This window comes from Bacillus sp. LQ01, assembly GCF_057624735.1.
The window spans coordinates 187,456-202,130 of sequence record NZ_JBYEZL010000002.1; the positions used below are offsets into that span (position 1 = coordinate 187,456).

The window sequence follows — 14,675 nt, forward strand, 5'->3', positions numbered from 1 at the left end:
TATTATTCAATATTTATATGCCGGAATAAATGTAGCATAGGATAGCTGAGAATGGCAAAAATGAAGAATCTATATTGAGAGATTCTTTATATCATAGTAAGTTCGCTGTCGCTTAATAATTTGTGTAGCATTTTTTCTTGATTTTGTTTAGCTGTTTTATTCCCTGTTTTAGCGTATAAGGAAATTAAATGGTGATACGTATTTTCTTCAAATGGATTCATAGATTGCATACGCATGCAAATATCAATTGCTTCAGTGTAACTCGCGCTTTCTATATAAAAACGAATAAGGGAAAAGGCGTGTTGAAAATATAAGTTTTGTAATCTTGTTCTTTCTCCTTCGCTCCACCAATAGTCCATATCAATAAGGTAATCTCCAGTATATAAAGAGAGGCATGCAATGTATTTATCTAATGTATCGCTACATATTTCTTTTGGAAGAGCGGCTGCTGCTTGTTCGAATAGATCAACATCAATCAAAATGTTTTGTAAATCGAGTTTATATCCGTCATTCACTCGAGTAATGTTTACATTCATTTCGTAAGCATGGATGGTTCTTCGAATTTGATATATGGCTGAATGTAGATTTACTCTTGCTTGTTCTAAATCAGTATTTGACCAGAGTAATTCAATTAAAGTATCTCTATTAATAACTTTATTTCGATTATGAACTAAAAATAAAAATAGTTCTTTCGCTTTTTTTGTGCGCCATTTTTCTAGGGGGATTTTTTTGTCTTTTTCATGATCTACATAATATAACTCACCAAGGCAATTGAGTATCGAAGTTTCTATTGTAGAGGAATTAGTTGTTTCAATCGTCATGCTTTGCATAAGACGTTGAATAGTGTTATGCAATCTTTCCCTCGTAATAGGTTTCATAATGTAATCCAATGCATAAATTTCAAATGCTTCAACCGCATAACGGTCGTGTCCTGTAATGAAAACTATTTTTATATTTTTATGTTTTGATTGTAGTTCGCGGGCTAACATAACGCCATTTTTTTCAGGTATCTCAATATCAAGAAATGCGACATCAATTGTATGATCTTTACTATAAAAACTAAGAGATTCACAATCATCAAAGCAAACGATATCTTTAAAAATTTGAAGTTCTTTTAACATCTTTTCAAGTCTTTGGAGTATTAATGGTTCATCATCAACAATAATTGCCCTCATAGTTCATTACCTCTTTCTTACAATCTTGTTTAATGATTTAACTCAAGTCATATCATCAATAAATATTTAGACAAAATAGGACATTTTTCATTCCTCCATAAATAACCATAAATATTCCATGGTAATTATTTGTAATTACTATTATAAATGATTCTTATTAATTGTTATATACGATAAATTATTTAAATATTTATATTTTTTGATTTTTTTGTTCAGTTTTTGTTCAGTGTCCCAATTTATACTTTGAGCGTAAAAGTAATTTAGCGAAAAAGGGGGAAATGAGGCGAGATAAATTTATGTTAAGTGAGAGGATGGAACGATGAAGAAGAACGTCACATTATTTATGTTGCTTCTACTCGTATTTCAAGTGATTAGCCCAGGGATAATAGCGGTTGCTGCTAATACGGTGGAAGCGGTGCAGCATAAGGTAACAACTAAATCGACAGGGAATATGTGTTTAAGGGAGCATGAAGGGGAGCTAAGTTTTAAGTGGCCAGCACCAAAACAAAAGAAAGTTGATTTTGTTATTGTGCAAGATGCAAGTGGAAGTTTCAAAGGCACAATGCCAAATGTGAAAAAAGCATTGAGCAATATCGTAGATGAACTAAATCCTGCGACGGATCGGATTATGGTAACGAGTTATCAAGATTATAAGGGATATAAAGCTAGTGACGGTCGTGTACTTGAAAGTAGAGGTAATGGGATTAAAACAACCTTGCAAGCAGGATTAACTAATAACTTTACCTCAGCAAAGAATGGCATCAATAAAATAACTCCAGATAGCGGTACACCAACTGCCAGTGGTCTTCAGTTTGCGTTAGCTGAGTATGAGAAAGCGAAGGGACAAAATGATCCAGACCGAGAAACAGTTTTTCTGCTTGTTACAGATGGTGTTGCTAACATTCGAAAGGATGGCTATATTTACAAATTAACAAATCAACTAACGGATCAGGGCACAGGTTATAGGTCGAATGAATATGGGCAAGATTATGTAGGTGCTTTGAAGGAAGTAACTACAGAGGCTCAAAATATAAAAAACGCGGGATATAAACTTGTTACAGCTTTTTGGGAAGATAAAAGTATACTAGCAGCATCTGACCAATATTATACTAAGTACGATAAAGAAGTAGGTCCATATGCAAGGCAAGAGTTAAAAAAGATGGCAACAAAACCGGAATGGTTTGTACTGGCAAATGATATTGAAGAGTTTACAAAAAATTTAATTGAAACCGTTACAAAAGTGACAAAAAAAGAAAAAGATAAGTTGATTTTAAATATTAATAATGATTTGCTCGTAACAGGTGTGCAAGGGTCTGGTCCAAATGGTGTTAATACAAAGCCTGTTATACAAGGGAATCAGATCATTTGGGATTTAGACGGACAGCCAGAAGGAACTTATAAAGTCACTTATAAGGTGAAGGAAAAAACACCGCAATCGAAAGAATTTAATGTTGCGGATGGATATTTTATGTTCTTTGATCAAAAGTTTGATATTCAAGCCGTCAAGGCACTTCCGAATGAAAATGCTACTAAGTGTAATACGGCGGTAACGAAAAAAGTTTCTGATTCAGATCAAAAACTGGTCGATGAGGCATTGTTAAATTCATTGCATGAAGAATTTGTATATGATGTCAATTACAACTTTGGATTTGATATGGAGTCAAAACAAGAAATCGTTATACAAGATGATTTGGAAGATATTTTAGAAGTTTTAGAGACGAAATTAGTAAATGAAAAAGGCGAAGTTGTAAATATAGCGCCAGTTATAGATAAAGAAAAGTCAATTGTAACGTATAAGTTGCCAAAGCAAAATGATTCGTACGCGTATTTAGCTGGTGGACAATATCGATTAACGATTAAAGCGAAGATAAAGATTGGTACAAATATCGATGTGATCAAAGGGTACCTAGATAAAGGTGGCGTTCCGAATACGGCAAAGCTCATTATAGATAACAATCCAGTTGTTTCTAATAAAGTCATTGTGAAGCCACCAATTGAAGAACCGAAATTACGCAAGACTGTATCGGATGATGATGAAAAGAACGTGGAAAAGGCTACATTATCCAATGTAAAAGAGAAGTTTGTTTGGAATGTGCAGTATGAATTTGGAAGTTCACCAAGTGGATACGATTCTATCGTATTACAAGATGATTTAGAAGATGTTTTAGACATATTAGATGTGAAGGTCATCAATAAAAAAGGTGAAGTCGTAAATATAAAACCAAAAATTGATACTGCTAAGAAACAGGTAATGATTGAAGTACTGAAGCAAGAAGGAAGTTATGTGTATTTAACAGGTGAAGTATATACGGTGCAAATTACATCTAAAATTGCTGATGGTGTAAATCAATCAGAATTAGCACGTTATATAGTAAAAGGTGGAATCCCAAATACAGCAGAGTTAGTACTAAATAATAAGTCAGTGAAATCTAACGAAGTGTATGTGGTTCCTCCGAAGGAAAAACCGAAAGTAACAAAAACCGTTTCTACTCAAAATGAGAAAGAAGTGGAAAAGGGTACATTGCAAGAGAGAAATGAAGAGCTTACTTGGAATGTAGCATATCAATTTGGTAATGATACAGCAAATTTAGAGAAGGTTACCTTACAAGATGACTTAGAGGATATTCTAGATATTTTAGATGTGAAGCTTATGAATGAAAAAGGTGAAGTTGTAAAAGTAACACCGAACATTGATAAGCAAACAAAGAAAGTGACAATTGAGTTAGAGAAGAAAGATGGTTCATATGCGTATTTAGCTGGTTTAAAGTACACGATGCATATTAAAAGCAAGATAGCAGAAGGTACACCAGTAGAGGTGTTAGCGAAATATATTGCAAATGGCGGCGTGCCAAATATAGCAGAGCTCATATTTGATAATACGCCAATTAGTTCGAATAAAGTAGTTGTTATTCCGCCATCTATAGGTAAGATCGAAATTGAAAAGGTAGATGCAGCTGATGAAAATATTAAGTTGCAACATGCGGAATTTCAAGTTTTTAACCAAGAAGGAAAAGAAGTTGGAAAGTTAATTACAGATGAAAATGGCAAGGCTAGCTTAGAGAAACTACCGTTTGGAAAATATACGATTAAAGAAGTGAAAGCGCCGAATGGATATATGTTGCTCCGTGATCCAATTGAGGTCGAGGTAACGGCAGCGACACCTACACAAACGTTAAAAGTAGAAAACAAAAAAAGCGAGTGGGAAATTCCAAACACAGGCGGTGCTGGAACAAATGTATTTTATTTAATTGGTACTTTTTTAATGATTGTAGTTGTATTTTTGTTTTTCCATAAGAGAAATAGTAATTACTAGAATATTAAATTGGTAGAAGAGGAGAACGAGAAATGAAAAAATTTTTAAGTATGTTTTTAATCTTTTTGCTAGCATTTGCTTCATTGCCAAGTATGTTAATAAAAGCGGAATCGAAAAGTGAAAAAAAAGGCACGTTAACAATCCATAAATTTGAACAAGAGCCGCTTAATAATCCAGCTTTAAAAGAAAGTAGCTCTAAAGGAGTAGAAATTCCTAAAGATGCGAAGCCTTTAGCAGGAGTTGTGTATCAAATTAAACAAGTTGAATCATTTGGAACAATTTCAAACGATGGGAAAATTGTTAAAGAAGACATCAAACCAGTAAATGGAGTTCCAATTGAAGTTGAAACGAATGCGGATGGGATTGCATTTTTTGGCGATTTACCACTAGGTCGTTACGAAGTGAAAGAAATTTCTGGACCACCACATGTAAATATAGACACAAAAACATACAAAGTTGATATCCCGATGACAAGTGAAGATGGGAAAGTATTAACATATGATGTTAAAATTTATCCGAAAAATGAAACGAAACGTGGTGCAGTAGAATTAACAAAAATTGGTGTGGAAAATAAAGCGTTAAAGGGTGTTCAATTCTCTTTATATAAAGAAGATGGAACAGAGTTAGAAAAAGGTTTGGAGACAGATGGAAATGGTAAAATTCGTGTCGGTAACTTATCGTACGGGAAGTATTACTTTTTAGAAACGAAAGCGCTAGATGGTTATGTGTTGGATCCGAAAAAATATGAATTCTTCATTAAAGAATCTGGTGTAATTAATAAAGATGGTACAGTTACTTCTGGTGAAGTAGTTAAAGTTGATGTGAAAAACTATGAAGAACCAACAATTGATAAGAAGATTAATGGAGATTTAAACAATTTACCAATTAATACGAAGACGGATTATAACTATGATATTAAAACACTAATTCCAGAAGATATTAAGGATTATAAACATTATGTCGTAACAGATGTATTAGATAGTCGATTAGAAATTCAAGATCAACCAGTTGTAAAAATTGATGGTAAAGTAGTAGATGCAAGTGTTGTAGAAGTAGTTGTAGACGGTCAAAAAGTAACGGCTACTGTAAAAGATTTCTCTAAATTAGATAACAAAAAAGAGTTTCATTTGCAAATTAAAGCACAAATTAGAGATGGCGTAGAAACAGGAGTAGAGATTCCGAATACGGCAACAATTACATTTAAAAACAAAGATGATGTAACAGGTGAGAAGGCAACAAAACCAGTTATCGTTACTCCAACGACTGGTGGTATTACATTAACGAAAGTTGATGGGAAGGATGGTAAGAAATTAGAAGGTGCAGAATTTGCGCTGCAAGATACAAAAGGAAATCCAGTAGAAATCGATGGAAAGAAAGTAGTAGGTACATCTGATAAAAATGGTGTAATTACATGGAATAAGCTACCTTACGGTGAGTATCAAGTTGTGGAAACGAAAGCTCCAACTTATGAAAAAGAAGATGGTACAACAGGTAGTTATCAACAATTAAGAGAGCCAATTCATGTAAAGATTGATGCTGATCATAAAACAGTTACACTTACTGTAGAAAATAATAAGAGTGGATGGATTTTACCTTCAACAGGTGGTATCGGTACAATCTTATTTACTGTAGTAGGTCTTGTATTAATGATAATAGCAGCATTTGTTTTCTTTAGAAAAAAAGCAACAAATAATTAATAAGCGATTTAAACGGTAATGAAAAGAGGAGAGGGAGGCCTTTCCTCTTTTTCGGCATTTTAGCCCGTTATTTGAGGGCTAACAATCAGTGGGATGAACAAAACCTACACTGATTAAAGTTTCACTTTATAGGAGGATATGATGAAACGTAACATTATATTTGGTGCTATTTTTTTATTGGGACTTTGTATTTTCTTATATCCAACAGTTAGTAATTGGTTAGCAACACGAGCTCATTATTCAGCGGTTAGTTCGTATGATAAAAAAGTAAAAGAGTTACAGCAAAAAGAAATTGAACGTAGGGAGAAAGAAGCGAATGAATATAATAAAAATGTCCAGACGACGTCACAGTCATTTTCGGATCCATTTAATGAAAAAGGGGGCGACGAGAGTGGACGTTCATATGCAGATGTATTAAATGTAGGTGAGAGTATGGGGTATATTGAAATTCCTACAATTGATGTAAAGCTTCCAATTTATGCTGGCACATCTGAAAATGTTTTGAGCCGAGGAGTAGGACATATTAATGCTTCTTCTTTGCCAGTAGGGGGAGAAAGTACGCATGCTGTTTTAACGGGGCATCGTGGTTTGCCTTCTGCTTTATTATTTACGGACTTGGATAAGGTGAAGAAGGGAGATACTTTTTACATACATTCATTAAATAAAGTGCTTGCTTATAAGGTGGATCAAATAAAAGTTGTATTACCAAATGAAACGAATGCTTTATTAGTTGTGAAAAATAAAGATTACGTTACGTTAGTTACATGCACACCTTATGGAGTAAATACACATAGATTGATAGTTCGAGGGGAACGGGTTCCTTTTGAAGTGAAAGAAAAGGAAGCAGTTGTGGCTCAAGTGAATCCATTTGTAGTAGAAAAGTGGATGATTGGAATAGTAATTGTTCTATTATTTTTCATTGGAATGTTTCTTTATTTTAAAGTGAAAAAACGTTAAAGTACGAGTGATGGAAATATTTTTAGAATATAGTTATTATTCACTCGATAAAGAAAGTGTGATATGTTATGGTAAAGATTTGAAAAGATTCCGTAATTTTATAAAGAGGGAATAAGTATGTCTAAAAGAAAAATATTGATAGTAGTATTCTTATTTATCCTTTGTATTGTCGGTTTTCGTTCCATTTGGTTTAAACAATCTCTTTATATAAATCAACCACATGCTGAAGAAGGGATAGTAAATTTATCAGATATAACATTTGGCGAAAAAAATTTAGTTACGTTAAATGGTGAATGGAAATTTTATCCGAATGTTTTACTTACCCCGGATCAAATGAAGGAAAATAATAAAGATTATGAATATATTAATGTTCCGGGGAACTGGAAAGAAAGAGTTGATCGTACTCATCAAAAAGAATATGGCACGTATGCGCTATCTATCAAAGTGAAGAATTCGAATGAAAATTACGGCTTAAAAATACAGCGTGTTCATAATCAGTTCGATTTGTATGTAAATGGAGAACTTGTACAGGAAAGAGGAAGTATTTTTAAACCGAATGATGTACATAAAACTTCACTTACACCAACTGTCATAAAGGTAAAAGCGAATGAACAAGGGGTAATTAATCTTCTTATTCCTGTTACGAAAACGACACAAGAATCGAAACATGGCGGGATTACAGGTGGAGTGCGTTTTGGCAGTGAAAATGCTATTGTACAGGATAGCTTTAACAATCTTATGATGCAAATTATTGCAACGACAATAGTGTTTTTACATGGTATATATGCATTTATCATTTTTGTGATGAAGCCGAAAAATGTTGAGATTCTATATTTTTCACTTGGTAGTATATTTGCAGGTATTATATTTTTAATTACGGATGAACGTTTTTTGTTCTCTTTGTATGAATTTGAATTTTCAACATATATGAAAATTATATATACATCGTTTGTAGGTTTCGCTTTATTTATTTTACTGTATATGAAAAGGTTTTTACGAGGTTATGGGGACAATAAATTTATTTTATTTACCATCGTATTATGTGGAATTTATGTTTTCGTAGTATTGTTTTCTTCACCTAGACTAGTGCAAGATTTTGGATTTATATTATTTTTTACAATTATTATTCCATTCATTTTAACAGCAATTATTGTTTTACGAGTGGTGGAAAGTGGAAAGTATGATTTAATCTTTTTACTTTTTACAGTGATTAGTGCTACTTCTGGAGTATTGTGTGCGAGTTTTAAAGAGTTTGCGTTCATGTATAGCATAGGGTTTGCGAGGATATTTGATGCGGATTTTTATCCATTTGATATTTTTTTAGCAATGGTATCATTTTCGACTTTTTGGTTTATCCGATTCTTTCGCACGAGTGATGAGAATAGTGAACTGGTTGGAAAATTAAAAGAAGAGCATCATAAGAAAGATCAATTTTTAGCAAATACAGCGCACGAACTTAGAAATCCGTTACATGGGATGATGAATATTGCACAAAGTGTAATGGATGAAGAGAAAGCGATAAATGGTGAAAGTAAACAACATCTAAAACTATTAATGACAATAGGAAGGCGTATGTCGTATTTGTTGAACGATTTAATAGATGTTACAAGAATGGAGCAGAAAGGGATACCGATTCATAAGAGACCGGTTGATTTGCAACCAATTATTACAATGGTGATTGATATGCAAAAGTTTATTGGAGAAGAAAAGAAATTACAAATTATCGCGAATATCCCTGAACGGTTTCCATTTGTATTAGCTGACCAAAATCGTCTTATTCAAATTTTATTTAACCTACTTCATAATGCAGTTAAATTTACGGATGAAGGGGCTATTACAATTGATGTTGAAAAACGAAAAAATTACGCGGCTATTCAGGTTACAGATACTGGTATTGGAATTGATAAAGAAGCGCAAAAGCGAATCTTCCTTCCATATGAACAAGGTAGTGATTCATATGGTGAAAGTGGAGGATTTGGACTTGGGCTAAGTATTTGTAAACAATTAGTGGAAATGCACGGGGGAACACTTACTGTTACATCCGTTTTACATAAAGGCTCTACTTTTACATTCACATTACCACTTGCTGAAAGAGAAGAGATGCTAATTGTGTCAAAAGAAACAATTGAAAAAGTAGTGGAATTAAAACAAGTTGAAATGAAGGATAATCGAGTCGGTAATAGAAGGAGAATTCTTGCTGTTGATGATGATCCTATAAATTTAAAAGTATTAAAGAGTATATTACCACAAGATGAATATGAACTTGAAACGGTAACAACCGGAAGAGAGGTTTTGGAGCGGTTAAATATGGAGTGGGATATGATATTAGTAGATGTGATGATGCCGAAAATGTCAGGTTATGAATTAACAAAAATGATTCGTACCCAATATTCTATTGCAGAGTTGCCTATTGTACTGTTAACCGCTAGGTCGCAGCCAGAAGATATTTATACAGGATTTCTTGCTGGGGCGAATGATTACATTGTAAAGCCTATAGATGCACTGGAATTAAAAGTGAGAATTAATGCATTAACAGAGTTAAAGCAATCAATTCATGAGCGAATAAGAATGGAAGGTGCTTGGCTTCAGGCGCAAATTCAGCCGCATTTTCTTTTTAATACACTAAATACGATTGCTGCATTAGGTGAAATTGATATTGTTAGGATGGAGAAATTAATTGTTGAGTTTGGAACGTATTTAAGAGCCAGTTTTGGTGAAGAAGTGTTAGCGGAAACCGTACCTATACAGCATGAATTAGATTTACTTCAATCATACCTTTATATTGAAAGAGAGCGATTTGGAAAGAGAATACAGAGCGTGCTGGAAGTCGAAGATGGAATAGAATGTGTAGTACCACCGTTTTCTATTCAAACATTAGTAGAGAATGCTGTGCGTCATGGTATATTAAAAAAAGCAAAGGGTGGAAGCATTCATATAAAAATAGAGAGTGTGAGTGGATTTATAAACATTTCGATTGCGGATGATGGGATAGGCATGTCAGATGAAAAAATAAAAGAAATATTAGTGAAAAAACCGAATCAAAAACAGGGAATAGGTTTATTGAATACGGATGCACGATTAAAACAGTTATACGGAACTGGATTAGAAATAAAAAGTGAACTTGGAAAAGGAACGATTGTTTCATTCCAGCTTCCTGTTGTTATGGATAAATAAGGTTGTTAAAAAATCCGAAGTGATGAGCGCTTCGGATTTTTTAGTACATTTTTTACTTATTCCCCTCTAACAAAATCTTCTCTATCTCCTCAAAGTGATGAGCGCGAGCATGCTCTAGCGGAGTAACACCATCATTGTCTGGAATATTTACATCTGCACCGTGCTCAATAAGAAGGCGAATGACTTGTTGCTGTGTTTCGTTTCCGTTACTTAGTACGATGGCTTCCATTAAAGCTGTCCATCCCAGGTTATTTACATGATTTACATCAATATTTGTTCGAGTGAGGAGTTCTTTTATAACGTCAATATAGCCATGTTCTGAGGCTGGGATAAGAGCTGTTCCGCCGTAACGATTTGTAATCGTAGGATCTGCACCAGCATCAATTGTTAGTTTTAAAATGTCTAAGTAACCTTCCGCACCGGCATATAGAAAGGGATTATTTTTCATGTTATCTTGGATATTTACGTCAGCACCAGCTTCGATAAGTGCCTTTGCGGTTTTTACATCATTTTTGTATGTAGCAATCATAAGCGGAGTGTGTCCTTGACTATCCGTCGCATTTATATTTGCGCCTTGTTTTAGTAAAGATATAACAGTATTCGTTTCATTTTTTTCAGTAGCTGCTAGTAGTGCAGTCTCCATGTTTATCATCTCCTTTTTTACTTCTTGTTCTTGCGAGCATCCTTGTAAAAAAATTACGCAACATATCATACTGAATGTTTTTTTGAACATGGAATTTCAACCTCCTAATTTCAACTGTAAAATAGGAACATTAAATTTTTATAAACTGACGCTAAAATTACTATAAAATTGCTTGAGTAATTGAACATATATTTTTATGCTTATAAATAATAAGGTTTGATAAAGTGAGGATTTAAGATATGTCTATTAAAACAAGGTTTTTATTTTCTTATATTGCTGTTATCCTCGTTTCCATTACGCTTATATTAGTCACGGGATTTTTAATCGTTTTTTCGATAACAGGTGACTTGGAAGCAGTGAAAAATTTCTATAAAAGTTCTTACATTCAAAAGCCGCTTACACCAGAAGAAGAGAATGCCTATCTTGAGTTGAAGTCAGCAGCGAAACAGCATCAATCTCAATTGTTAGATGAGTCGTTTGTCTCAGCAATAGAAAAAGAGGGTGTGAAAATAGTAGTAAGAAAAGGAGAAACACTTTCATATGCTTCAAACGTATTTGAAAGTGTATCTTTAAAAGAAGCCCTTCCGAAATTTGAATCAGCAAATATTAATAGTCGTGGTACAACGGAACTAGGCGATACATTTTATCGATATGTAAAGTTTGATTTTTATTTTCCTCAGGAAGAAGAGGGAAGTATATTTGTATTAAAAAAGCAAAGTTCATTTGTAGATCTTACACAAAAATTATTTCCAATCTTATTCGTATCGCTTTTACTACTAGCCATTTTACTCATTGGATTATTAAGTTACCTCGTTTCAAGAAGTGTAATAAAACCAATTTTTGTATTGAAAGGCGCAACGGAGAAAATTAAAGAAGGAAATTTAGATTTTCAAATACCAATTACATCACACGACGAAATAGGGCAATTAAATCAAGGGTTTGAGGAAATGAGGAAGAGATTAAAAGAATCGATAGAGATGCAAACACAGTATGAAGAAAATCGAAAAGAGCTTATTTCAAACATCTCTCATGACTTAAAAACACCGATTACATCAATTATAGGATATGTAGAAGGAATAAAGGACGGGGTAGCAAATACGCCAGAAAAAATGGATAAGTATTTAACAACTATCCATACGAAGGCAAAACATATGGACACACTCATTGATGAACTATTTTTATTTTCGAAGCTCGATTTGAATCGAGTTCCATTCCAGTTTGAAACAGTTGAATTGAATACGTTTATGCAAGAATTAATAGAAGAGATGCAGATGGATTTAAGTGAAGAAGGTATAGAAGTGCGCCTACAGTTACATGCATCACCACTATATGTAACGGCTGATTGCGAAAAAATCAATAGAGTGATATCAAATTTAATTCATAATAGTGTGAAATACATGGATAAAGAAGAGAAGAAAATTACTGTAACAGTATCGAGTGATAATAATAAAATTATTGTGAAAGTGATGGACAACGGATCAGGTATAGAATCTGATACATTGCCGTATATCTTTGAACGTTTTTATCGTGCAGAGCAATCGCGGAATTCTAGCACAGGTGGAAGTGGACTTGGTTTAGCAATAGCGAAGCAAATTGTTGAAGAACATGGCGGGGAAATTTGGGCGGAAAGCGAGCTTGGTAAAGGCACAAGCATTTTCTTCTCATTGGAAAAAGTAGAGGAATGTGGTGAGTAAATTGAAAAGAATTTTATTAATAGAAGATGAAGTAAGTATTGCAGAATTACAGCGAGATTATTTAGAAATTAATGATTTCCAAGTTGATGTAGAGCATTCAGGAGAAATAGGTTTACAAACAGCCTTGCAAGAAGACTATGATTTAATTATTTTAGATATTATGCTTCCGAAAATGAACGGATTCGAAATTTGTAAACAAATACGTGCTGTAAAAGATATTCCGATTCTACTTGTTTCAGCAAAAAAAGAAGATATAGATAAAATTCGCGGACTCGGATTAGGAGCGGATGATTATATAACGAAACCGTTTAGCCCGAGTGAATTAGTCGCAAGAGTAAAAGCACATATTGCCCGTTATGAAAGATTATTAGGAAATGTAAGTAAGCAACGTGATACGTTATATATTCACGGAATTTCTATCAATCAACGAGCGAGAAAAGTTTTTATAAACAATGAAGAAGTTGCGTTTACAACGAAGGAATTTGATTTATTAACATTCTTTGTCACACATCCAAACCAAGTATTAAATAAAGAACAGTTATTTGAACGCATTTGGGGATTAGATTCCGCTGGTGATTTAGCCACTGTTGTCGTCCACATTAGAAAGCTACGTGAAAAAATTGAAAGAGATCCTGCTCACCCGCAATATATTGAAACAGTATGGGGAGCTGGTTATCGTTTTAACGTGTAATATACCTGCCGAGTAATTGGCAGGTTTTTTATGTTATTTGTTAAAAGGAAATAATAGGTAATTCGTGTTAAGATATAAAGAGAGATAAAACATAGTAGAGCATGAGAGGGTGTGCTACATTTTGGGAGATACATTACAAGATAATAAATCAAACAAGGTCTTAAGGATTGGAACTAATATTATAATTATTTTATTAATTATTGGTGCAATACAAATGTTTTATGATAAAGATTATACAAATGATCATTTCGGCTGGTTATTTTTAGTATTAGGTTGGATAGTTAGAAGCATTTTTAATATTACGATAGGTTTAAAAGAAGGAGATAAAAAGTCAGTGTTGTTTGATGTAGGTTTGGTGCTCTTTTCCTTTTATCTTTTATTTTTATATAGTACGAAATATTTCTTCTGAAAATTTAGCTCATAGTCTTATAGAGACTGTGAGCTTTCCTTAATAATAACGGTACTGGCGTAACGATTTATAAAATATTTGAGTAGTAGAAGTAAACAGGGTCGCTTCTTCTAAAAAAGGATAATGGTTGCTGTTTTCGAATGGAATGAAGATAGAATTACGTATCCCATCATGTATCTCGATAGAATATTGAACTGGACACTGCACATCATATCTTCCGCATATAATAAGTGTCTTTGTTTGGATGAAAGGTAAATACTCTCTTAAATCAAATGAAGGATATTCATTGGCGAAAGCGTTCATCCGGCTAACGGACATTGTTTTATTGATTGGTTTACAAAAATAAGAGTTGTAGTTTTCTGGTTTATACAATGATAATTTTGTTCTCTCAGTAGATAGTTCTTTTCGTTCTTTACTTGTAAGGTGAGGGCTTTTTAAGTTTTCGATGAGTTTTTGCATATAATGAAACTGTGGATGTGCTGGGTGATAAATGCAAAATGGTGTTTCGGTATAGTTACTTGCTGCAGCTCCTGCTACGACTAATGATTGTAAGGAATTTGGATATGTAATCGCATATAAAAGTCCAAGCATACCACCTGTTGAATGACCGGCGAAATGCCATGTTGGAAGTTGTAATGCTTCTCGTATTGCTTCTAAGTCGTGGATTGTTTCAATCATGCTTAATTCGTTTTCTGACTGGGCGGTTACAGAGCGACCAGTATCTCGTAAATTAATGAGAAATACACGATGCGTAGCAGTAAAAACATCCGCAAAGTAATCACCAGTTTCATTAAATTGTGAATAGTGATGTGTAATACAAAGCGATTCGCCATTTCCTTTTGTAAAGAGTTCAAATGTACCGCGTTTCGTGTTGATTATTTGTTGTGTCCACATAATATCACGACCTTTTCTCATAAAAGTT

At 33.6% G+C, this 14,675-nt stretch carries 10 protein-coding genes; 7 read left to right on the forward strand and 3 right to left on the reverse strand.

Translation table 11 applies throughout. The features are described 5' to 3' along the window. Positions 1 to 86 precede the first annotated feature (86 nt). Positions 87 to 1,175 (reverse strand): response regulator, encoded by a 1,089-nt coding sequence (locus tag AC22L0_RS13320; RefSeq protein ID WP_087967225.1) that lies wholly within the window; start codon positions 1,173 to 1,175, stop codon positions 87 to 89. A 319-nt stretch (positions 1,176 to 1,494) separates the two neighbouring features. Here AC22L0_RS13320 and AC22L0_RS13325 point away from each other — a divergent pair, with 319 nt between their 5' ends. The 4 genes from AC22L0_RS13325 (at position 1,495) to AC22L0_RS13340 (ending at position 10,316) form a co-directional block, all read left to right on the forward strand. Further along, positions 1,495 to 4,488, forward strand: a complete 2,994-nt coding sequence (locus AC22L0_RS13325; protein WP_087967227.1) for an isopeptide-forming domain-containing fimbrial protein — start codon at positions 1,495 to 1,497, stop codon at positions 4,486 to 4,488. A 32-nt stretch (positions 4,489 to 4,520) separates the two neighbouring features. After that, entirely contained in the window at positions 4,521 to 6,185 is a 1,665-nt protein-coding gene (locus tag AC22L0_RS13330) for a SpaH/EbpB family LPXTG-anchored major pilin (protein WP_058839720.1), read from the forward strand. A gap of 141 nt (positions 6,186 to 6,326) precedes the next feature. Then, entirely contained in the window at positions 6,327 to 7,142 is an 816-nt protein-coding gene (locus tag AC22L0_RS13335) for a class C sortase (protein ID WP_087967229.1), read from the forward strand. Between the two features lie 117 nt (positions 7,143 to 7,259). Then, a complete protein-coding gene (locus AC22L0_RS13340; protein ID WP_000044276.1) occupies positions 7,260 to 10,316 on the forward strand; it encodes a hybrid sensor histidine kinase/response regulator in 3,057 nt (1,018 codons plus the stop codon). Between the two features lie 52 nt (positions 10,317 to 10,368). On the opposite strand, the gene AC22L0_RS13345 is transcribed toward AC22L0_RS13340, so the two are convergent. Next, the gene (locus AC22L0_RS13345; RefSeq protein ID WP_087967234.1) at positions 10,369 to 11,049 is read right to left on the reverse strand and encodes an ankyrin repeat domain-containing protein; all 681 of its coding nucleotides are present in this window, start codon (positions 11,047 to 11,049) and stop codon (positions 10,369 to 10,371) included. A 149-nt stretch (positions 11,050 to 11,198) separates the two neighbouring features. Here AC22L0_RS13345 and AC22L0_RS13350 point away from each other — a divergent pair, with 149 nt between their 5' ends. From AC22L0_RS13350 to AC22L0_RS13360, 3 genes are all read left to right on the forward strand, one after another. After that, positions 11,199 to 12,653, forward strand: coding sequence for a sensor histidine kinase (locus AC22L0_RS13350; protein ID WP_000023889.1), 1,455 nt, complete (start codon positions 11,199 to 11,201; stop codon positions 12,651 to 12,653). Between the two features lies 1 nt (position 12,654). Then, positions 12,655 to 13,344 (forward strand): response regulator transcription factor, encoded by a 690-nt coding sequence (locus tag AC22L0_RS13355; protein WP_087967478.1) that lies wholly within the window; start codon positions 12,655 to 12,657, stop codon positions 13,342 to 13,344. Between the two features lie 121 nt (positions 13,345 to 13,465). Then, on the forward strand, positions 13,466 to 13,753 hold the full coding sequence (locus AC22L0_RS13360) for a hypothetical protein (protein ID WP_000502934.1): 288 nt from the start codon (positions 13,466 to 13,468) through the stop codon (positions 13,751 to 13,753). Between the two features lie 39 nt (positions 13,754 to 13,792). On the opposite strand, the gene AC22L0_RS13365 is transcribed toward AC22L0_RS13360, so the two are convergent. Then, a complete protein-coding gene (locus tag AC22L0_RS13365; protein WP_100240194.1) occupies positions 13,793 to 14,668 on the reverse strand; it encodes an alpha/beta fold hydrolase in 876 nt (291 codons plus the stop codon). Positions 14,669 to 14,675 lie beyond the last annotated feature (7 nt).

Bases quoted from the DNA above. Each gene is read 5' to 3' on its own strand.
- AC22L0_RS13320 (WP_087967225.1), bottom strand. From the start codon at position 1,175: ATGAGGGCAATTATTGTTGATGATGAACCATTAATACTCCAAAGACTT.
- AC22L0_RS13325 (WP_087967227.1), top strand. From the start codon at position 1,495: ATGAAGAAGAACGTCACATTATTTATGTTGCTTCTACTCGTATTTCAA.
- AC22L0_RS13330 (WP_058839720.1), top strand. From the start codon at position 4,521: ATGAAAAAATTTTTAAGTATGTTTTTAATCTTTTTGCTAGCATTTGCT.
- AC22L0_RS13335 (WP_087967229.1), top strand. From the start codon at position 6,327: ATGAAACGTAACATTATATTTGGTGCTATTTTTTTATTGGGACTTTGT.
- AC22L0_RS13340 (WP_000044276.1), top strand. From the start codon at position 7,260: ATGTCTAAAAGAAAAATATTGATAGTAGTATTCTTATTTATCCTTTGT.
- AC22L0_RS13345 (WP_087967234.1), bottom strand. From the start codon at position 11,049: ATGTTCAAAAAAACATTCAGTATGATATGTTGCGTAATTTTTTTACAA.
- AC22L0_RS13350 (WP_000023889.1), top strand. From the start codon at position 11,199: ATGTCTATTAAAACAAGGTTTTTATTTTCTTATATTGCTGTTATCCTC.
- AC22L0_RS13365 (WP_100240194.1), bottom strand. From the start codon at position 14,668: ATGAGAAAAGGTCGTGATATTATGTGGACACAACAAATAATCAACACG.